This window comes from Eubacterium sp. BL-380-WT-2B, from assembly GCF_009696115.1.
Classification (GTDB): Bacteria; Bacillota; Clostridia; order Eubacteriales; family Eubacteriaceae; genus Eubacterium; species Eubacterium callanderi.
Window position 1 is genome coordinate 212,272 of the sequence record NZ_VUMP01000002.1, and the last position, 21,764, is coordinate 234,035.

Here is a 21,764-nt window from a genome sequence, read left to right on the forward strand (position 1 = left end):
AAATTTAAATAGGTTATTAAAACAGGTGCAGCTTAAACGTACCTGTTTCTTTATTTTTTGGACGCTTGACAGTCCTTAAAGGTTTCTTTATAATGAAGTGGTCCTGTGTTTGTGGTTGAAAGTCGATGCCAGTCGCAGGCGAAGCGATCCACGTAAGGCTTTCTAAAAGCGGAAAGCTGATCATAGTGCGGCCTAGATGTAAGACCAGCCGGCGTAAAGCCGAGAGGAGGAGTTGTGATATAAACCTTGAGCTAAACTCCCAGCTGGCGAGTGTGGGGGAAAAAACCAGGTCAAGCGGGACATAAGGAGGCCTTTGGCCTCCTTGTTACATTATTGTAACAATTTGTATGTGCATTTTCGTGTGAGTTATGGTATAATATTGCCATCACCAGTACAGGATGACGATTTTTGTTAATCGTTTTAATGTGCTGGTACAGTGACCTTTTGAAAGGAGTTATCATTATGAAATTCACAATTTACGGAAAAAACATGCATGTATCAGAAGGTTTAAAAGAAGCACTCAGGAAAAAGTTCGAAAAATTTGACCGCTACTTTGGGCAGGAGACAGAAGTGTATGCCACGTTCAGCAAGGAAAAAAACTTCCAGATGCTGGAAATAACCATACCGATGGGTAAAACAATTTTACGAGCTGAAGAAAAAAGTGAAGACATGGCCGGCTCCATTGAAGCTGTTGTTGACAAGCTGGAAGGCCAGTTAAGAAAACATAAAACAAAACTGCAAAAACGTTACGCTGAAGAAGCATTGAAATATAACCTGGACGGTCTTGAACCAATGGAAGATTACGAAGAACATCCGCCAAAGGTCGTGCGCACAAAGAAATTTGCTGTCAAACCAATGTCAGTCGACGAAGCAACCATGCAGATGGAGCTTTTAGGACATGATTTCTTTGTATTTTTAAATGCGGAAACCGAGGATGTTAACGTTGTTTACATGAGAAAAGACGGAAACTACGGCCTGATCGAGCCGATTTTCTAGTAAAATAACCCCTAACACCCGTTAAGAAGTAGTATTTAACGGGTGTTTTTGTTTGACATAATAAATCTTTTGATTTAAAATAGATGTAATATAATGTCATTAGAATACGTGTTTACTTTTCAGAATAAATACAGAGGGTAGGGAAGTTATGTTTGTACTAATAGCAATTATACTAGGACTAATCATTGGCTTTATCAGAGGCGGGAGCTTTAAAGGCTTCAAAGCGAAGAAAATCTCCTTGCTGCCTTTGGGAATTATCGGAATTATTTTGCAGTTTGGACTCCATCTGTATTATTATACTGGCGGTATCGAAGCGGTTGATGCATTTTTACCAGTGGTCAATTTTATCAGCTACATTTTGATTTTAGTTATGCTGGTCTTTAATCTGGATGATTTCTGGACCATTATGATGGCGGTGGGTATTACAGCAAATTTTATTGTCACCTTTATCAACGGCGGCAAGATGCCTGTGGCATCAAAAATTGTTGAATCGCTTCCGGCGACCTCGGCTTTTGCCACAAGTATTAACGAAGGAACAAATGCCGTATATGCGGTTATGCAGCAGAGCGGACTCTGGGTGCTGGGAGTTAATGTTCCCATTCCGTTTGTCGGCGGATTTATGCAGTATATCGGCAGTATCGGCGGTTTCAGTATTGGCAGTGCCGTTGTTTTTATAGGCCTTATCGGCTGGGTTCAGTACGCGATGAACCGTGTTCCTGCAGATTCTGTCTTTAACAAAGACGAACCGATTGGCGAGGAAGACTATATTCTGCCACCGGATGAGGATGAAGAGGACGACTTCTTTGATGATTACGATGATGAAAACGACGATTACTACCCGGAAGAAGAGTTTGAGGAAGACCCAATTGAAAACCTTGAAGGCTCTTTTGAGAGTATGACCGATGTTATTCCGAAGCTTACACCAGAAGCCATTGCTGAAATTCAGAATAATGGTGGTGACAGCAGCATGGGTAAGTCAATTCTGGATGAATATGATCCGAGTCAGGATACAAAGGTATTTACGGCGATCAAGGATATCGGAACCTACGAGCCTTCAGAAGTAAAAGAAGATTTTTCAGATGAAGATACAGGACCGGTTTCCGGTTTCTTTACCCAATCATTCTATGCTGAAAAGGAAAAGGGCAAGCTAGCCTTTGAAAAGGAACAGGAAGAAATTAAAACTGAAGAAAAACCGGAGGAAAAAGTCCCGGAACAACGTGTTGTTATTCAGGAGCCAGTGATCAATATCGAGCCGGTTCCCCAGCCGCAGCCAGTGGTTGTTGAGGAAAAGACGCCGTTTGTTGTTGAGGATGATAAAATTGTCAGTAATCCGGAATATGGAGCAACTATGATTAATACAGAAAAAGAAGAACGCACAGAAGATGATATGCTCAGTATCTGGCAGCAGGTTAATCAGGAACAGGAACGTATCCGTGCCCGCAAACGCCGCCGTACCAGATATGTCGATGTTAAGGAGCCCTTTAAAGCAGAACGCGAAAAGGTTGCAGCAGAAAAGGCTGTGGCCCGCGCTGCGGCTGTCGCTAAGGCTCAGGCAGTAACAGAAGCCCAGCCCGTCCACCGCCAGATTACACCGGAAGAGCTTCAGGCCCAGACCATTGCAGCCCAACAGGCTGCTGCGGCTGTTCAAAAGCCGGCGGAACCGGTCATTACACCTCCGATTGAAGAACCGGCAGCACCTGTTAACACAGTAACCGTTTCGCAGCAGCCATCCGTCCAAAATAGCAGTGCTGACGTGAAAGCGAGTTCGGCAGATCCGGATGAAGAACGCGAAAGAGCCGGATACGAACGTGTTAAGCTGAATGTTGACGGCAAGGATGTCGTGTTCTGGCGTAAGAAAAAAGATTAAAAATAATTAAGATGTGGGGATTGAAGTTAAAAAACTTCAATCCCTTTTAAGTTTTTTTGGTATAATGGACAAAATATGTTATACTGTTCTGTAAGTGTGCTTAATATCGAATTAAATAATTTTTATATAACTGTAAGGAGTGAATACTTTGGGGTTTTTAGATGGAATATTTGATGTCAATAAAAAAGAGATCAAAAGACTGCAAAAAAAAGTAGATAAAATCCTGGCATTGGAAGATCAATACAGCGCCATGTCAGATGAAGAATTGAAGAATCAGACCGCATTGTTAAAGGAGCGTCTGGCAAATGGCGAGACCTTAGACGACATTCTGGTTGAGGCCTTTGCCACTGTCCGTGAAGCGGCCTACCGTTCAATTGGAATGAAGCATTTCCCGGTCCAGCTGCTTGGCGGCATGGTCCTTCATGAGGGGAATATCGCGGAAATGAAAACCGGTGAAGGGAAAACGCTTGTGTCTACTCTGCCGGCCTATTTGAACGCCCTTGAGGGAAAAGGCGTTTATATCGTAACCGTCAATGATTACCTGGCTAAACGTGACAGCGAGTGGATGGGAAAAGTGCATGCGTTTTTAGGCTTGAAAGTTGGTCTGGTGGTTCACGGCCTGAGCTTCGACGAAAAGATTGAGGCTTACAATGCAGACATCACCTACGGAACCAACAATGAATTTGGCTTTGATTATCTGCGTGACAATATGGCCTCCCAGAAAGCGCAGCAGGTACAGCGTGTGCTTAATTACGCCATTATCGATGAAGTGGACTCCGTCCTTATTGATGAAGCCAGAACCCCATTGATTATTTCAGGCAGCGGTGACAAAAGTACCAAGCTGTATGAACAGGCGGATATGTTTGTCAAGCGCCTCAAGGAAGACACCTGGGATGGAGACGAAAAGGATGATGACCGACCCATTGAAGAAAAGGGCGACTATACCAAGGATGAAAAGGCAAAATCCGTTATGCTGACGGAAAAGGGTGTGGAAAAGGCTGAAAAATATTTTGGACTGGATAATCTGGCCGATGTGGATAATATGGAAATTTCCCATAATATCAATCAGGCTCTGCACGCCAATGCTCTGATGTTTAAGGACCGCGACTATGTCGTCAAGGACGGCGAAATCATTATTGTTGATGAGTTTACAGGCCGTTTGATGCCAGGCCGCCGTTATTCCAATGGTCTGCATCAGGCCATTGAAGCCAAGGAACATGTAAAGGTCAATCGTGAGTCTAAAACACTGGCGACCATTACCTTCCAGAACTATTTCCGGATGTTCAACAAGCTTTCCGGTATGACCGGTACAGCAAAGACTGAGGAAGAAGAATTCAACACCATTTATAATTTGAACGTTGTAACGATCCCGACCAATAAACCGATGGTTCGTAATGATATGAACGACCTTGTCTACAAAAGTGAAGAGGGGAAATTCAAGGCGGTGGCCGAAGAGGTTAAGCAGCGCCATGCCACCGGACAGCCGATTCTGATCGGGACGATTTCCATTGAGAAGTCAGAACTTTTAAGTAAATACCTTAAGAGAGAAGGTATTAAGCATAATGTTCTGAACGCAAAATATCTGGAACGTGAAGCGGAGATTGTCTCAAATGCCGGTCAGATGGATGCCGTTACCATTTCCACCAATATGGCGGGCCGTGGTACGGATATCGTCCTCGGAGAAGGTGTCCAGGAGCTGGGCGGGCTTCATATTATTGGGACAGAGCGCCATGAGAGCCGCCGTATCGACAACCAGCTGCGAGGCCGTTCCGGACGTCAGGGTGACCCGGGCTCCTCACAGTTTTTTGTCTCCCTGGAAGATGACCTGATGCGTATTTTTGGTTCGGAAAAAATTCAGAGCATGGTTGAGAGCATTGGCCTCGATGAGGATACGCCCATCGAAAATAAAATGCTGACCAGGGGGATTGAAAGTGCGCAGAAGCGCGTGGAAGCAAGAAACTTTGATATCCGTAAAAACGTCCTTCAGTATGATAATGTCATGAACCGCCAGAGAGAAATTATCTATGAGCAGCGTCAGCAAGTTATCGACGGGCAGAATATGCATGAACAGATCTGGAAAATGACCGAAGATATGGTTGACAGCTATGTGGAAATGTACACCAATGGCGGAGACTATTACGATGACTGGGATCTTGAAGGTCTGAACAACTACTTTGAAAAGACACTGGTGGCTGAAGGGGCAACACTGAACCTGCCCAAAGAGCCTGAAAGCCGTGATGTCCTCAAAAATGCGATTCTTCAGTACTGCCGGAATAACTATGAAGAAAAAGAAAAAACACTGGGCGATGCTAATATGCAGGAGCTTGAGCGCGCGATTCTTTTGAGAAGCGTTGACGCTGCCTGGATGGAACATATTGACAATATGGAACAGCTGAAACAAGGGATTGGCCTGCGTGCTTACGGACAGAATGACCCTGTTAAGGAATACACAAAAGAGGGTTTTGCCATGTTCGAGGATATGATTTTGAGAATCCAGGAAGACACGGTCAAGTACCTTTATAATATTAAAATCCAGAAGGCGCCCCAGCAGCAGCGGAACGTCAATATGGAGGATGTTAAAACCAATGAAAGTGAAATTGAAGGCCGGCCCGCAGCCGCCAGAAATAAGAAGGTTGGCCGCAATGATCCCTGCCCCTGCGGCAGCGGTAAAAAGTATAAGAAGTGCTGCGGCGCAAATTTATAAAAGTAAGGATGTGATGTCGTGATTGATCTCTATGAATGCAGACAGAGTGTCAATGAAAAGGAAAAAGAACTGACGGATTTGAGGGATTCACTTTGACTTACCAGCCGTCAGTGAAAGAATAGAAGTACTGAACGCCCAGACCGAATCACCAGAGTTTTGGAGCGATCAGCAAAAAGCCCAGAAGGTTTTGAAGGAGCTGAAAATCCTGCGCCAGAAAAAAGGTGAGTACGATAAGCTGAAGGATAATCTTGATGATATCCTCGTCATGTTTGAACTGATCGATGAGGGAGAAGAAATGGACGAGCTCCCAGATACCATTGAGGCTTTTGGAAAAGAGCTTGAGAAATTCAAGCTGGAAACCCTCCTGTCCGGTGAGTATGACAGCAATAACGCCATTATCTCACTGCACCCAGGCGCCGGTGGTACCGAATCCCAGGATTGGGCGGAAATGCTGCTCAGAATGTATACCCGTTGGGCAGAGCGTAAAGGCTTTAAGGTTAAATCGCTCGATTTACAGCCCGGGGATGTTGCCGGTATCAAAAGCGCCACTTTACTTATCGAAGGCATTAACGCCTATGGCTATCTGAAAACAGAGAGAGGTGTCCACCGTCTGGTACGCATCTCACCCTTTGACTCTTCAGGCCGCCGGCATACTTCCTTCGCATCTCTGGATGTTACACCAGAGGTTGATGACAGTGTGGAAATTGAAATCAACCCGGATGATATCCGTGTGGATACCTACCGCGCAAGCGGTGCAGGCGGCCAGCATGTCAATAAAACCTCATCGGCTATCCGAATTACCCATATTCCGACTGGTGTTGTTGTGCAGTGCCAGAACGAGCGCTCCCAGCATCAGAATAAAGAGGTGGCGATGAACATGCTCAAGGGTAAGCTGGTTGAGATCATGGAGCAGGAACAGAAAGAAAAGCTGGATGACGTTGTGGGCGATTATAGCCAGATTGCCTGGGGATCGCAGATTCGTTCTTATGTGTTCCACCCATATAATATGGTTAAAGATCACCGTACCAATGTGGAAGTCGGCAATATCCAGTCGGTCATGGATGGTGACTTAGACCAGTTTATGAATGCCTATCTCCAGCAGACAGCTGCACAGCAGTAAAACGAGATATGGACGAAATAGAATTAAAAAAGAAATAAAACACTATATATTGCGGTACACGCCGTTTTGGCGTGTGCCTGCATTTATTTAAGAGGTTGTTTATTGAAAAAACAAATGTCAGAAAATGAATTGTAAATCGTGATTGCATTTAAATTTGTTTTTTGCTATACTAGTATACAGCGTACAATTGAATAATCGAATTATCAAGAGTGGTAGAGGGAACTGGCCCAATGAAACCCGGCAACCTGCGTAAGCGTGGTGCCAAATCCAGCATTTCTTTTCATGAAATGAAAGATAATCTAAAGCAGACTCATTTTCATTTGGTGAAAATGAGTTTTTTTATAGAAAGAGAAGGAGTAAATATGCCAAAGACTTATCAGGAAATTAATGAGAAAATTGCCAGAGGCGAGGCCGTCATTGTCACAGCCGAAGAAGTTATTGATATTGTTAAGGAACGCGGAACAAAAGAAGCGGCAGAGTATGTGGATGTTGTTACAACAGCTACTTTTGGGCCCATGTGCTCATCCGGCGCCTTTTTAAATTTTGGACACGCCGATCCGCCGATCCGTATGGCAGAGATTGAGCTGAACAATGTTGAAGCCTACGGTGGACTGGCGGCTGTCGATACCTACATTGGAGCAACACAGCCATCTTCAGATAAAGGCGCAGAATATGGCGGTGCACACGTCATCTGCGATTTGATTGACGGTAAGGAAGTACATCTCCACGCCACCTCGCCAGGGACAGACTGCTATCCGAGAAAGGAAATCGATACCTGGGTAGGGCTGAAGGACATGAACGAAGCTTACCTTTACAATCCGAGAAACTGCTATCAGAACTATAATGCGGCCATCAATACCTCAAAAAAACGTATCTACACTTATATGGGAATTTTACACCCCAATATGGGAAACATCACCTATAGTACTGCCGGGGCCCTCAGTCCATTACTGAATGATCCGCTGTATAAAACCATCGGTATGGGTACGCGCATTTTCTTAGCCGGTGCTCAAGGCTATGTCTCATGGATGGGGACTCAGTTTAATTCAGGAGGCGCCCGGGATGACAAAGGATATCCGCTGGGCGGAGCAGGGACACTGGCCGTCATGGGCGAAATGCGTGAGATGAACACAAAATACATTCAGCCAGCTGTTTTTGAACGCTATGGAGTATCCATGTTTGTGGGGATTGGGATACCAATTCCTATTTTAGATGAAGAAATGATGCAGTTTGTCTCAGTAACAGACGCAGAGCTCCATACAAATATCATGGACTACAGCGATAAAGACCGGCCAGTCATTAAAAAGGTCAGCTATGCAGAGCTGCGCAGCGGGTCTGTCGAAATCGATGGGAAAAAGATCCGGACCTCGCCGCTCTCCAGCCTTACAAAGGCAAGAACTATTGCAGATGAGCTGACAGGATGGATAAAAAAAGGTGAGTTTTTCCTCCAGGAACCTGTAATGAAATTCCCGGTCAACAATACGCTTAACAGCCTGAAAATAAAAGAAGGGGGTAACAAATAATGGTAAAAAAAATTGTTTTGAACTTCCCAAAAGAAGCAACCGGCAAACCCATTGCAAGCCAGCTGATCCGGGATTATGATTTGCAGCTGAATATTTTAAAGGCTTTTGTCGATGATGACGTGAACGGCACCCTGCTTTTTGAAGTTTCTGGCTCAGAGGATAACATTGAGAAAGGGATCGCCTTTATTAAAAAGAGCGGCGTTGACGTTAAGGAGGTCGTCTCTGTCATTGAGGTGGATAAGGACCGCTGTGTGGATTGCGGCGCCTGTACTGCCGCCTGTGTTGTGGGAGCTCTGGATATGGATGAGAATTGGCTCCTGACCTATCATCCCGAAAAATGTCTGGAATGCGCACTTTGTATTAAAGCCTGCCCGGTCCGCGCCATCCATACCCTTATTTAGGACAATGTACGAAAAACGTGTTTATCGAGATAAAATGCAGGCTGACGGCCTGGTTTATTACCGCGTTGTGGAATATGAGACAGATCTTCTGATCGCGTCGGAGACAGACCAGACTGATTTGATGCAGCGTCAGGTTCACGAAACCCGAAAAATACTGGGAAATTATGGAAGGGCAGTGCCTGAGTTCTTTACATCGCTTGAGCCGATACCGGTTTTGCAGCGTGATCCGGCAATGATCAAACGCATGAAAACTGCCGCCGCCGCTGTGGGCGTCGGTCCGATGGCGGCTGTGGCGGGAGCTGTCTCAGCCAGCGTCGGAGGAGTGCTTTTAAAACAGAACAAAGAAGTCATCGTTGAAAACGGTGGTGACTTGTTTATAAAGACGGATAAAACCCGCCGGGTTGCCATTGATGCAGGCCGCTCTGCTTTTAAGGATCTGGCATTAAAAATAAAGCCAGCCTCCCATCCCATAGGAATCTGTACCTCATCAGGTACCGTTGGGCATTCGCTCAGCTTTGGAAAGGCAGATGCTGCCACTGTTGTCAGCGAGGATGTCTATCTCTCTGACGCTGCGGCCACAGCTCTTGGAAACCGGGTCAGAACTCACGAGGATATCAGCAGTGCCATCGAGTGGATAAAAGGTATCGCTGGCATCAAGGGTGCCCTGATCATCGTTGACAACCGGATGGGCGCGTGGGGAGAAATTGAATTGGACTAAAGTGAGGACTATGAAATTTACAGAAGCATTAAAAACAAAACGACTTTATCTTGACGGCGCCATGGGAAGCCTGCTTCAGGCAAAGCTTGAAAATATCGGTCCTGTGCCAGAGGCACTGACGTTAACACATCCTGAGATTATTCAGGACATTCACAGAGCCTATATTGAAGCCGGGGCAGATATTATCACGACCTGTACCTTCGGAGCAAACGGCTATAAGCTAAACGATACGGAATACGACCAGGGAGCGATCATTACAGCGGCTGTGAAGCTGGCAAAGGAACTGAAGCCTGGCTATGTCGCCCTGGATATCGGCCCTTTGGGCGCTCTGATCGGTTCCCTTGGGGAGATCAGCTTTGACGAAGCGTATCATTATTTTGCGCAGATGGTCGAAATTGGGGCTGCGGCGGGGGCGGATGTGCTGCTGATTGAAACCGTGACCGATATCTATGAAATGAAGGCAGCTGTTCTGGCGGCAAAAGAGCACAGCAATTTGCCGGTAATCGCCTCAATGACCTTTGAGGAAAATGGGCGCACATTGACAGGCTCCGATCCCCAGACCGTTGTGACGGTACTTGAAGCCTTGGGAGTAGATGCTATCGGGATCAACTGCTCTACCGGTCCAGATAAAATGATGCCGGTTATTGATACGCTGCTTAAGTATGCTTCGGTCCCAGTGGTTGTTCAGCCAAATGCGGGCCTTCCGCGGGTGGTGGATGGAAAAACCTTCTATGATATAACGTCGGACGAATTTGCCGCTTATATGGCGGAAATCGCACAAAATGGGGCATCTGTGCTGGGCGGGTGCTGTGGGACAACCCCGGAATATATCCAAAAGACCATTGATGCCACAAAAGTTTCTCCGCTTCCAGATCTCGGGAATTTAAGGCCTGAGAAACAGCAGACACTTGTGGCAACAGGAACCAGAACCGTTGCGCTGGGGCAGGATATCCGCATCATCGGAGAGTGTATTAACCCAACGACAAACGTGGCGTTAAAGGAAGAGCTGCGCCGCGGAGAGCTTTCCCTTGTTAAAAAGCTGGCCATAGAACAGAAAAAGGAAGGGGCTCACATTCTTGACATCAATCTTGGGCTACCGGATATTGATGAAAAGGAAATGATGCTGAAGGCTGTCGAGGCTGTCAGCAATCTGGTTGATTTGCCGCTGCAGATTGACTCCTCAGACCCTGAGGTCATTGAGGCGGTACTGCGGCAGTATAATGGAAAGCCGATTATTAACTCTGTCAATGGGGAACAGAGCTCTATGGAGCGGATACTACCCATTGCCAGAAAATATGGCGCCTGCGTTCTCGGACTGACCATGGATGAAAAGGGTATTCCTGAAAAGGCTAAGGACCGTCTCGCCATTGGGAAGAGGATCATTCATAAAGCAGCGTCCATGGGAATTCCCAAAAAGAATATGCTGCTCGACTGTCTGGTTCTGACCGCATCGGCCCAGCAGGAAATGGTGAAAGAAACCATCAAAGCCCTTGAACTGATTCATTCAGAACTGCAGGTTCCAACAGTGCTTGGCATCAGCAATATTTCCTTTGGGCTGCCAAACCGAGAGCTGATGAACCGCACCTTTCTCACCATGGCCTTTACAGCAGGTTTAAACACGCCGATTATGAATCCTTCTGACCAGGGAATGATGGATGTTGTCACCTCCTTCAGGGGGCTTTGGGGTTATGATGAAAGCTGTATCCAATATGTCACAAAATATAACAGTAAATCGGCAGCCCCGGTAGCCAAGGATAAAGGGGAAGCACTGCCTGATCTTAAAAAAATGGTCGTTAAGGGAATGAAGGAAGAGGCCGCTGCTGCAACGGAAGAACTCCTGAAGACACTGGACCCGATGGCCCTTGTCAATGACTATCTGATACCCGGTCTTGATATTGTGGGCGAGGAATTTGAGACAGGGGAAGCATTTTTGCCAAACCTTATTTTTGCAGCCGAAGCTGTTCAGAAATCTTTTGAGATTATCAAGAGCCACCTCAGCGCTGAGGAACAGATCATAAAGGGACGGATTGTACTGGCTACTGTCTCAGGAGATGTCCACGATATTGGAAAAAACATACTGAAGGTTATCCTGGAAAATTACGGCTATGAAATATTGGATCTTGGCAAGGACGTTGAGACAGAAAGGATTGTTGCGACTGTCAAAAAGGAGAATATCCGGCTGGTCGGCCTGAGCGCGCTGATGACAACAACTGTCAAAAATATGGCGGAAACCGTGAGTCAGCTTCATGAACGCTGTCCGGAAACAGCTGTGATGGTCGGCGGTGCAGTGCTCAACGCTGAGTACGCGGCTGATATCGGAGCAGATTATTACGGTAAAGATGCAAAAGCCGGTGTTAACATTGCCCAGAGCATTTTTGAAAAATAGATTTGTAAAGATTGTAACAATTCGGAATTAAAATGATACAAGCGATTTCATTATGTTTACTTAATTCATAAAATTTTTAACTTCATGGTTGTAGGCTTGATACATGTGTCGGGTATAATATCAGTAAGTTAAAAATCAGAGAAAGACAGGTGACCGTAATGAAATATGACAAATTGTTGGGTATCGGAATGATTAGCTTCTTAGGCATATTTATTTCGCTACTGGTATAAAAGAATAATGATATAAATAAAAACCCGCTGAGAAGACAGCGGGTTTTTTAATTAACCTTTTACTGATGACCTGGAAAGTGAGAGGTTCCCAAGCTTTGAATTATTGTTGTTTAAAACGAATATAGTCTAAAACTTCCTTTTTCAAGTCGTCGGGGAAAGAAAAATAAGCTGCAAAAGCTTCCGTTTCTTCCTCAGAGAAAACATAAGAGCTTAAGAATTCTTCACCGCTCATTGGTTTTGGATTGCTTGGCAATAATTTTTGCTGGGATGTTCTACATAACAAATAATCAACAGATACATCAAAAAAGTCAGCGATTTTAATTAATAATTGATTTTCAGGCAAATTTTTATCTTTTTCATATTTAGAAATTGAACTTTTATTAAGATAAAAAATATTTGCGAATTTCTCCTGAGTTAGATTTTTAGACAGTCTTAAAGCTTTAAGACGTGAACCAAATGTATTATTCTCCATTTTTCCACCTTCTCTAATAAATATGTTAGTTTTTGACGCAGCGATCATAACCAGTTTATTCAAGTATATATGTTTGTTGCATTTTTGTCAAGTCAAAAAGGAATAACGCCAAACCATTGGGATTTTCCGCTTATTCTTTTTTATACTGAACCAAAGGGCGTCCTCTGATTGGCAATAACCTGAAGCAATTCATTGTATTTAGTGGCTTCCAGCGGGTTGTTGACCGGGTCGACAGTTACTGGAGTCAGGGTCTGCTTTTGTATGGTTTCCTTTGACAGCGATGCAAAATACTGTTTCATCAACACATTCGAGGATTTAAGATTATTGTCTTTGTATTCATCATAAACTACCTGAGTGATGGTGTCATTATCAAAGGTTATCGAAAGTTTGCCTTTATATCCCAACGCATCCTCAGTTGGACTTTCAGCCGTATAGGTCCAGATAAAATCATTGATAACCTTGGGTGTTGTGTCACCGGTTTTACAGTCGTTAAAGACAGAAGAAGCGAGGGTTTTAAAATTTTCAGTGGTCTGCGTAGCACCGGTCACCGTGTCGATTGAAGGGTTCTGCCTTTCAATAAAACTCGTATAAAGCTTTGAATAAACAGTGCCCAGACTCAGATCTGTTTCAGTCCAGCCTTCTTTGGGAGAGGGAACGGACAGACGGTTGGTTCCTTGAGCGTTGGTTTCCTCGTAGGTGACCTTTGTGATAATGCCTTTGTGCACGGAGGCCGTTATTTTCTGGCCGTAGCCTCTGGGATCATAATACTTGGACATGGCGGTATAGGTACCGTCAATCAGTGCTTCGGATTTCTCCGAATCCAGGATTTCTCCGGTAATACTGTTATTGACAAGTTCCTTTTTACTGCATCCTGAAAGCAGAAGCAGACATGCAAAAATGAGAATCAAGATACAAACCATATTTTGTTTAATTCGTTGCATGCAGGTCTCCTTTCATATTAATTCTTTATACCATTATAGAGTAAATATAAACAAAAGAAAAGAGAAAGAATGAAACTCCTTCTCTTTTGTTAAGATTTATTAAATTATAACGCCGAAGCATTCATAAGCGGCGGCACAACCTGTTTTTTTCTGGAGTAAACACCAGGAAAAAATTTACTGATGTCATTCTCTCCGATACCAAAAGCAGCTTCGGCAAGTTTTCTGGATTTTCCGGCCACCAGTATTTCACTGCCGCCCATAATAATATCAGTTACCATCAGGACAGCAAGGTCAAATCCCTCCTCAGCGCACGCTTTTTCCATTTCGGATAATACTGGTCTGAGCTGTTTAAACATACCTTTAAAGTCGCCAGTATTGATTTGAGAAACCATAACTTTATAGTTCCCCATGGTAAAGCGTTTGCGGTCCGCTGATAAGATTTCTTTCGGAGACATGTCTGCCAGATTACTGCCGGCTACCAGCATGTTTTCGCCGTAGGCTTTCAGATCAACCCCAGCAATATCGGCCAGTTCTTCTGCAATTTTTCGGTCGGTTTCAGTACAGGTAGGAGAGTGGAAAAGCAGGGTGTCTGAAATAATAGCCGAAAGCATTAAACCAGCGATAGGGCGCGGTATTGGGATATTCCGCTCATGGTACATCCTAGCTACGATGGTACAGGTGCAACCTACAGGCTCAATCCGGAGATAAAGCGGTGTGGCCGTCTGAATCTCAGCGACACGGTGGTGGTCGATAACCTCGATAATTTCAGCCTCCTCCACGCCTCGGATAGACTGCCCGCGTTCGTTGTGGTCAACGAGAATAACCTGTTTACGGTTATAGTCCAGCAAATTACTTTTGGTAATGGAGGCAAGAACCATACCGTCTTCAGAGACAACTGGAAACCTTGTATGATTAGAGGTCAGCATATTTTCTTTGACATCATCGATTGTTTCGTATGTGACAAAGTACTCCAGATTTTCGCGCTTTACAAAGTTGGTAATTGGGATTACCTGGGTTAAAAGTCGGATAACCTCAAAAGGAGAATGGTTAGAAAGGAATACGAGTCCTTTATAATTTTCAGGAATCAGAGGCATTGTTCCAATCGGTGTGTTGGAGATAATGATGTTTTCTGCACCGACATTAAAAGCCTTTTCAAGTGAGCCATCATTGAGGGCTGTGACGACAAAATCCTCTGCGTTGAGTTTTTGACCGGCGACCAGCTCGGTATTGGTGTAGACATTGCCGGTAACATAGTCATGTGGAATCTCTCCGATAATACGGGCATCCAGAATTTCAATGATATTTTTATAAGGGGTTTCGGTGTCCTTGAGAATAGACTCAACATAAGGGTCTGTGTAGGCCTGGATGATATCTGGAAGTGAGATGATACCAAGAAGCTTCTTATCGGTATCGACAACGGGCAGAGAACGGCCGGGATTTGAAATGATCTGATTCATGGTTTTTAATACCGAATCCTGTTCTGTCGCCATTGAAAAATTATTGAAATGAAGGTCGGAAACCTGAGGCTTAACGCTTTTGATCAGCTTAGGCGGCTCCACATTAAAATAATCCAGTACATATTTTGTTTCTTTATTAATATTACCAAGACGGCATGCCACGACGTTTTCATTTCCGAGAGCCTGTTTCAGGTAGGCATAGGAAAGAGAGGCGCAAATGGAATCCGTGTCGGGATTTTGATGTCCAAAAACATAAATAGCTTGAGCCATGTTTCGAATTCTCTCCTTTTTTTGTAATACTATCATAATGAGAAGAAAAAATCCATCAATAATCGCTGTAAAGGGTATCAGGTTATAAGACGCAGGAAATTAAGCTTCTGCTACAAGGGTTGGAATAAAAGGAATATTTAAGCTTGGCAATAAAAAAGCGGCAGAGGCTTCTGCTTCTGCCGTCAGGATTAAAGGGCGTCAATTGCCGCCTTAAGCTGAGAAAAGGCTCTTTCCAGCGTTGCTTTTGGGCAGGCGATGTTAAAACGTTCAAAGCCCTCGCCCTCAGGACCAAACATGGCGCCGCGGTCCAGCCACAGTTTGGCATTATTAACGATCAGGTTTTCCAGAGCATCTTCCGACAAGCCCAGTTCCCTGAAATCCAGCCATACAAGATAGGTTCCCTCTGGTTCAATAAGTTTTACCTCTGGTAAGTTTTCTTTCAGAAAAACACGGATAAAGGATAAATTGGAGGCAAGATATTGCTTTAGTGTCTCCAGCCATTCAGCGCCGTGTGCGTAGGCAGCCTGACAGGCAACGAGCCCCATGAGGCCTACCTGGCTGAAGCCGGAACGTTCCATTTCCGCCTTAAAGGCGTGGCGGAGTGTCCGATTGGGGATAAAAATATTAGAGGCCTGAAGTCCGGCGAGATTAAAGGTTTTGCTGGGGGCTGTGCAGGTAAGACTGATGTCGGCAAAGGCTGGTTTTATGCTGGCAAAAATGGTGTGCGTCTGCCCTTCATATACAAAATCTGCATGGATTTCATCTGAGACAACAGTGACATTGTGAGCGAGACAGATATCGCCCATCCGTGTCAGTTCCGCCCTTGTCCAGACGCGGCCGACAGGGTTATGTGGACTGCAGAGAATAAACAGTTTGACGTTATGATCAATAATCTTCTGCTCAAAATCCTCAAAATCAATGGTATACCGACCGTTTTGACAGATCAATGGATTGTTTACCAGCTGGCGGTCGCTAACCTCAATGCAGCGCGTAAAAGGGTAATAAACTGGTCGCTGGATCAGTACAGCGTCACCCTTCTCTGTCAGACCACGCACGGCTGTGGCGATGGCGTAGACAACACCAGGTGTCTTGACGAGCCAGGAGGCCTCCGTTTCCCAGTTAAAACGCCTGCTGTACCAGGTGCGCAGTGTGTCAAAATAATCATATTTCACATCAGAGTAACCATAAATACCATGTTCGCTGGTTTTTACGAGAGCGTCGATAACGGCCTGCGGTGTCTTGAAGTCCATATCAGCTACCCAGAGAGGCAGGATATCCTCGGGCATCCCCCGCTCTGCGGCAAAATCATACTTAATGGAACCGGTGTTTTTTCGGTCTACTATTTCATCAAAATTGTAAGACATAAATTCCTCCTATTTCAGTGCCTGATCCAGGTCGGCAATGAGATCATTAATATCCTCCAGTCCTACAGACAAACGCAGCAGACAGTTGTCAATTCCGAGGGATTCCCTTATATTCTCCGGCACATCGGCATGGGTCTGGAGCATTGGATAGGTGATGAGAGACTCAACACCCCCAAGGCTCTCGGCATACAGAATGAGGGAAACGCGCTCTAGTACTTTTACGGCTGCCTGAGGGCAATCGACCTTAAATGAAACCATTGCGCCAAAGCCTCTGGCCTGTTTTTTTGAAAGTGCGTAGTCAGGATGGTCTGGAAGACCAACATAAAAAACCTTTTTAATTCGAGTGTGGTGTGATAGCCACTTAGATAATTCTAACGCATTTTGCTGCTGTCTGTCCATACGTACAGCTAAAGTTTTTATGCCACGAAGGACAAGCCAGCTGTCAAAAGGAGAGAGACAGGCGCCGGTGGTTCCATAAATGAAGCGGAGACGTTCGGATAAAGCCTTATTTTTAGTAACAAGAAAACCGGCAAGCGTGTCGTTATGGCCGGACAAATATTTTGTGCCGCTGTGGATAACCACATCTGCCCCGAGTTCCAGCGGGTTTAAATAGTAAGGTGTTAAAAAAGTATTGTCCACCAGCAGCAAAAGATCACAGGCCTTTGCGATTTTGGATATTGCTTTTATATCTGTCACTTTCATCATGGGGTTGGTCGGCGTTTCGATAAAAATAGCTTTGGTGAGAGGTGTGACAGCGCCCTTGACCGCTGCTGTATCCGAGGTGTTGACCGCCGTGAACTGCAGCCCATGATTGGAAGAAATACTGTTAAACAGCCGGTGTGAGCCACCGTAAAGATCGTCGGAGGTGATAATGTGGTCACCGCTTTTAAACAGTTCAAAAAGAGCGGTAACAGCCGCCATGCCAGAGGAAAATGCAATCGCTTCGTTCCCGTGTTCCAGCTGGGCGATGGTCTCCTCAAGGTGCTCCCGAGTTGGATTCTGAATGCGCGAATAATCATAGCCTGTACTCTGCCCAACCCCAGGGTGGGCAAAGGTGGCATTTTGAAAAATAGGAACAGAAATGGCTCCGGTATCGTTGTGATAAACGTTAGAACCGTGAATACAGAGGGTATTAATGTTCATGGGAAAGTCTCCTTTATAAATAGTACAAAACATAGTTAATAAATATGTTTTTATAATCATAGTATGAAAAATCTGGAAAGTCAACGTTTTTTTAAAACATATATGAAAAATATGAATTATTTTTTAAAAGTGCTTGACAGAATCGATTCTGCACCATATAATAAAATCATAGTAATCATATATGAAAACATAAAATTAAATATATTTTAAACGGAGGAAAACAAAATGGCAAAAATTTATAAGAGTTTAACAGAATTGATTGGAAAAACACCGCTTTTGGAACTCAGCAATTATGAAAAGGAAAATGCACTGGGTGCTGCGGTGCTGGCAAAGCTTGAATATTTTAATCCCGCAGGAAGCGTAAAAGATCGTATTGCCAAGGCCATGATTGATGATGCGGAAGAAAAGGGGCTGCTGAAGAAAGGCTCAGTTATTATTGAACCGACGAGCGGTAATACCGGTATCGGTCTGGCAAGCGTCGCTGCCGCCAGAGGCTACCGTGTGATTCTGATAATGCCTGAAACCATGAGTGTGGAACGAAGAAAGCTCTTAAAGGCCTATGGGGCTGAGCTGATTCTGACTGATGGTGCAGCTGGTATGAAGGGTGCTATCGCAAAAGCAGAGGAGCTGGCAAAGGAAACGCCTGACTCATTTATTCCCGGACAGTTTATCAATCCTGCGAACCCGGCTGTGCACAGAGCGACGACTGGCCCGGAAATCTGGGAAGACACAGACGGAAAGGTGGATTACTTTGTTGCAGGTATCGGTACAGGCGGTACAATTACTGGTGTAGGTGAGTACCTGAAATCTAAAAATCCAGAAATAAAGGTGATCGCCGTTGAACCGACGGGTTCTCCAGTGCTGTCTGAAGGAAAGGCAGGTCCGCATAAGATTCAGGGAATCGGGGCTGGTTTTGTACCGGATACCCTGAACACAGGCGTCTACGATGAAATCATTAAAGTCGATAATGAAGACGCTTTTGTGACAGGCCGTGAGGTAGCAGAAGAGGAAGGACTGCTAGTCGGTATTTCATCCGGCGCGGCTCTTTGGGCGGCAACACAACTTGCAAAACGTCCTGAAAATAAAGGGAAAAATATTGTAGTTCTGTTACCCGACACTGGAGAACGTTACTTATCAACCGCTTTATTTGAGGAATAAATAAAAATAAAAAGCGGGTGTGTACATTCTATTTCGTACACACCCGCTTTTTTAATGGTGTAATTCTATAATACGCTGATTACTGCTTCCACGAAAGGGGAGGGTTAGATCGCGATTTTCAGATTGAAATGGCCCATCGATGAGAAGATCGCTTTCCCGAAGCAGGGCATTGATGCTTTCATCCTTCATGGCTTTCAGCTTTTCCAGTGTGTAACCGGTGTAAGTGACTACATCCAGACTGTTTACATGAAGCTTCTGGGCTAAGTCGGCCAGGGCTGCGGATTGCAGAAAGGGCTCGCCGCCGCTGAATGTAACACCCTGAAGTAGAGGGTTTTCCACTATTCTGGCGAGAAGTATTTCTGTCTCCACAAAAGTTCCTCCAGTTATCTGGTGTGTCTGAGGGTTGTGGCATCCAGGACAATGGTGGGGGCAGCCCTGTGTAAAAATGACAAAGCGGAGCCCAGGTCCGTCAACAATGGATTCTTCGATACAGTTATTGATTAGCAGAAACGCCATGCTTTACCCTCGCTTTCTCCTCTGCGCGCTTTGCGTTATTCCAGCGGTCAATGGTGCCCACCAGATAGCCCGTGATTCGGCGGATGCGCTCAAAATCAGGGTTTCCATCGCCCTCGTGTCTGTGACAGTTTGGACATTCTTCGCCGATTATACCATTGTAGCCGCAGACGGGATCTCGGTCAACTGGATGGTTGATGGAACCATATCCAATGCCGGCTTCTTTCATGCAGCGGACAATTTTTTCAAAAGCCGCGAGGTTGGCGCTGGCATTCCCATCCAGCTCGACGTAGCTGATGTGCCCTGCGTTGGTGTATTCGTGGTATGGCGCCTCCAACTGAATTTTTTTATAGGCCTGTATGGGATAGTAGACCGGAACATGGAAAGAATTTGTGTAAAATTCACGGTCTGTAATGCCGGGAACAGTCCCGAACTTTTCACGGTCTATGGCGACAAAGCGTCCGCTGAGCCCTTCTGCCGGGGTAGCGAGCAGGGTGAAGTTCAAACCAGTTCTTTCAGATTCAGCGTCCATCAGGCACCTCAGATGCGAGATGATCTGAAGCCCCAGAGCCTGGCTTTCTGTACTTTCACCATGATGCCTGCCGGTAAGCGCCTTGAGCGTTTCAGCAAGTCCGATAAAGCCGACGCTCAGGGTTCCGTGCTTTAAAACGTCCTCAACACGGTCGTCCCGGCCAAGGCTTTCCGAATCGATCCAGACACCCTGTCCCATCAGGAAAGGATAATTTCTGCCTCTTTTGGCGGCTTGGATTTTAAAGCGGTGAAGCAGCTGTTTCACAACCAGAGAAACACGTTCGTCCAGAAGCCTATAAAAGGTGTCAAGGCTTCCGTTGGATTCAAGGGCAATCCTTGGTAGATTGATGGAAGTAAAACTTAAATTGCCGCGACCGCAGGTCGTTTCATTCTGAGGGTCATAATGGTTTCCCATAACCCGGGTTCGGCATCCCATGTAGGCTACCTCAGTATTATAATCACCCTCTTCATAATATTGTAAATTAAAGGGGGCATCCAGAAAGCTGAAGTTCGGGAAAAGGCGCATAGAAGACGTCTTGATGGCCAGCTTAAAAAGATCGTAGTTAGGGTCGGTTTCGTTATAGTTAATGCCTTCCTTTACCTTGAAAATCTGAACCGGAAAAATGGGGGTCTCACCGTTACCAAGTCCGGCTGCTGTGGCTTTCAGCAGATTTTTGACGACCATACGTCCTTCGGATGAGGTATCCGTGCCATAGTTTACGGAGGAAAAGGGAACCTGTGCGCCGGCCCGTGAGTTCATGGTATTCAGGTTGTGGATGAAGGCCTCCATCGCCTGATAGGTGGCTTCCTCTGATTCACGCAGAGCGGTCTTGCAGGCATGATCATGCGTTTTATTAATCATCTGGGCATCAAAAGAAGACCCATTAAAAAATATGGAAAGCTCCCGGCCAAAAGCTTCCAGCGTATCCAAGGTGATCGGAGCCTCAATTTTTTCGCAGGCGAAGGCAACCATCTCTGTGACTGTTTCACGGTCCTGGCCGGAACAGACACTGAGATCGTTGATCAGCGCTTTGCGGTACAGCTTGCTGAAGGTTTTGACAATGCCGGGCGCCATGGCGTAGTCAAAGTTTGGAATACTCTGGCCTCCGTGCATTTCATTTTGATTTGCCTGAATGGCGATACAGGCAAGGGCAGAGTAGCTGCGGATGTCATTAGGCTCGCGTAGATAGCCGTGCCCTGTTGAGAAGCCACCTTTAAAAAGCTTGAGTAAATCAATCTGGCAGCAGGTTTCAGTCAGCATATAAAAATCTTTATCATGAATATGTATATCACCGGAGATATGCGCATCAGCAATTTCGCGCGGAAGGATGTAATTATCAATGAAATATTTTGACCCTTCAGAACCGTATTTCAGCATAGTTCCCATGGCTGTATCGGAGTCGATATTAGCGTTTTCACGTTTAAGATCTGCGTCCTCAGCGTAGCGGAAGGTGAGATCTTTATATATTTCCATCAAATCGCTTTCGGCCTGACGTGTTTTGGCGTGCTCGGCGCGGTACAGGATATAGGCCTTGGCCGTTTTTGCGTAATCAGCTTTGATCAGTGTTTCCTCCACAATATCCTGTATCTGCTCTACTGTCGGGCAGACCAAAGGCTCTGCCGCTGAGGTAACCACATTCGTCAGAAACTCAATGTGCTTTTCTGTCATAGACTCGCCGTTCACAGAGATATTTGCTTTGTAGATGGCGCTGCTGATTTTACGGGTATCAAAAGGCGCTACAGTCCCGTTTCGTTTTATAATATTGTCGATCATTACATCATTCCTCCGGATGCTTAGTTATTGTTGTTTATATCGAGAATCATACTATATATTGTGCTGGCTGTCAATTTGTGGACAATATTTTGTGAAAATGATTAAAATGAGAGAATGAGAGGGCTGAGGCCTGTGGATAAAAAATGTGCACAAAAATTTTTAATAAATAAGCTCGAAAGAGGGCAAATTTTTACAG

General features: G+C 45.2%; 16 protein-coding genes and 1 riboswitch. Of the genes, 9 read left to right on the forward strand and 7 right to left on the reverse strand.

Features of this window, described 5'->3' with window-relative positions; genetic code table 11:
- Nucleotides 1-462 precede the first annotated feature (462 nt).
- The 8 genes from hpf (at nt 463) to FYJ53_RS03985 (ending at nt 11,715) form a co-directional block, all read left to right on the forward strand.
- A complete protein-coding gene (hpf, locus tag FYJ53_RS03950; protein WP_013381912.1) occupies nt 463-996 on the forward strand; it encodes a ribosome hibernation-promoting factor, HPF/YfiA family in 534 nt (177 codons plus the stop codon).
- A gap of 148 nt (nt 997-1,144) precedes the next feature.
- On the forward strand, nt 1,145-2,863 hold the full coding sequence (locus FYJ53_RS03955; RefSeq protein WP_143074424.1) for a DUF5317 family protein: 1,719 nt from the start codon (nt 1,145-1,147) through the stop codon (nt 2,861-2,863).
- A 148-nt stretch (nt 2,864-3,011) separates the two neighbouring features.
- Nucleotides 3,012-5,567 (forward strand): preprotein translocase subunit SecA, encoded by a 2,556-nt coding sequence (gene secA / locus FYJ53_RS03960; RefSeq protein ID WP_090413190.1) that lies wholly within the window; start codon nt 3,012-3,014, stop codon nt 5,565-5,567.
- Between the two features lie 18 nt (nt 5,568-5,585).
- A protein-coding gene (gene prfB, locus FYJ53_RS03965; protein ID WP_371720340.1) for a peptide chain release factor 2 occupies nt 5,586-6,687 on the forward strand; the annotation gives its coding sequence in 2 pieces (ribosomal slippage) (nt 5,586-5,648 and nt 5,650-6,687; 1,101 coding nt in all).
- 197 nt (nt 6,688-6,884) lie between these two features.
- Nucleotides 6,885-6,988: riboswitch (SAM riboswitch) on the forward strand.
- A gap of 61 nt (nt 6,989-7,049) precedes the next feature.
- Nucleotides 7,050-8,210, forward strand: a complete 1,161-nt coding sequence (locus tag FYJ53_RS03970) for a homocysteine biosynthesis protein (RefSeq protein ID WP_041690402.1) — start codon at nt 7,050-7,052, stop codon at nt 8,208-8,210.
- The gene (locus FYJ53_RS03975; protein ID WP_013381906.1) at nt 8,210-8,611 is read left to right on the forward strand and encodes an NIL domain-containing protein; all 402 of its coding nucleotides are present in this window, start codon (nt 8,210-8,212) and stop codon (nt 8,609-8,611) included. Before FYJ53_RS03970 ends, FYJ53_RS03975 begins: the two co-directional genes overlap by 1 nt.
- A 4-nt stretch (nt 8,612-8,615) precedes the next feature.
- Nucleotides 8,616-9,329: a UPF0280 family protein gene (locus FYJ53_RS03980; protein WP_013381905.1), complete on the forward strand. Its 714-nt coding sequence runs from the start codon at nt 8,616-8,618 to the stop codon at nt 9,327-9,329.
- 10 nt (nt 9,330-9,339) lie between these two features.
- Nucleotides 9,340-11,715 carry a homocysteine S-methyltransferase family protein gene (locus FYJ53_RS03985; protein WP_090413192.1) on the forward strand — a complete coding sequence of 792 codons (2,376 nt, stop codon included), beginning with the start codon at nt 9,340-9,342 and terminating at the stop codon, nt 11,713-11,715.
- A gap of 330 nt (nt 11,716-12,045) precedes the next feature.
- Here the strand turns inward: FYJ53_RS03985 and FYJ53_RS03990 are convergent, their stop codons facing one another.
- From FYJ53_RS03990 to FYJ53_RS04010, 5 genes are all read right to left on the reverse strand, one after another.
- Nucleotides 12,046-12,417: a helix-turn-helix domain-containing protein gene (locus FYJ53_RS03990; RefSeq protein WP_013381903.1), complete on the reverse strand. Its 372-nt coding sequence runs from the start codon at nt 12,415-12,417 to the stop codon at nt 12,046-12,048.
- 140 nt (nt 12,418-12,557) lie between these two features.
- Nucleotides 12,558-13,358, reverse strand: coding sequence for an FMN-binding domain-containing protein (locus FYJ53_RS03995; RefSeq protein WP_013381902.1), 801 nt, complete (start codon nt 13,356-13,358; stop codon nt 12,558-12,560).
- A 104-nt stretch (nt 13,359-13,462) separates the two neighbouring features.
- Complete coding sequence (locus FYJ53_RS04000; RefSeq protein WP_073381861.1) at nt 13,463-15,085, reverse strand: putative manganese-dependent inorganic diphosphatase; 1,623 nt, start codon at nt 15,083-15,085, stop codon at nt 13,463-13,465.
- Nucleotides 15,086-15,273: 188 nt separating this feature from the next.
- Complete coding sequence (locus tag FYJ53_RS04005; RefSeq protein ID WP_090413196.1) at nt 15,274-16,449, reverse strand: MalY/PatB family protein; 1,176 nt, start codon at nt 16,447-16,449, stop codon at nt 15,274-15,276.
- A 9-nt stretch (nt 16,450-16,458) separates the two neighbouring features.
- On the reverse strand, nt 16,459-17,592 hold the full coding sequence (locus tag FYJ53_RS04010) for a PLP-dependent aspartate aminotransferase family protein (protein ID WP_090413198.1): 1,134 nt from the start codon (nt 17,590-17,592) through the stop codon (nt 16,459-16,461).
- Between the two features lie 225 nt (nt 17,593-17,817).
- Here FYJ53_RS04010 and cysK point away from each other — a divergent pair, with 225 nt between their 5' ends.
- A complete protein-coding gene (gene cysK, locus FYJ53_RS04015) occupies nt 17,818-18,750 on the forward strand; it encodes a cysteine synthase A (protein WP_013381898.1) in 933 nt (310 codons plus the stop codon).
- A 51-nt stretch (nt 18,751-18,801) separates the two neighbouring features.
- Here cysK and nrdG read toward each other — a convergent pair whose 3' ends face one another.
- Nucleotides 18,802-19,266 (reverse strand): anaerobic ribonucleoside-triphosphate reductase activating protein, encoded by a 465-nt coding sequence (gene nrdG, locus FYJ53_RS04020; protein WP_013381897.1) that lies wholly within the window; start codon nt 19,264-19,266, stop codon nt 18,802-18,804.
- Nucleotides 19,244-21,568 carry an anaerobic ribonucleoside triphosphate reductase gene (locus FYJ53_RS04025; protein WP_013381896.1) on the reverse strand — a complete coding sequence of 775 codons (2,325 nt, stop codon included), beginning with the start codon at nt 21,566-21,568 and terminating at the stop codon, nt 19,244-19,246. The genes nrdG and FYJ53_RS04025 overlap by 23 nt, the downstream gene beginning before the upstream one ends.
- Nucleotides 21,569-21,764: the final 196 nt, after the last annotated feature.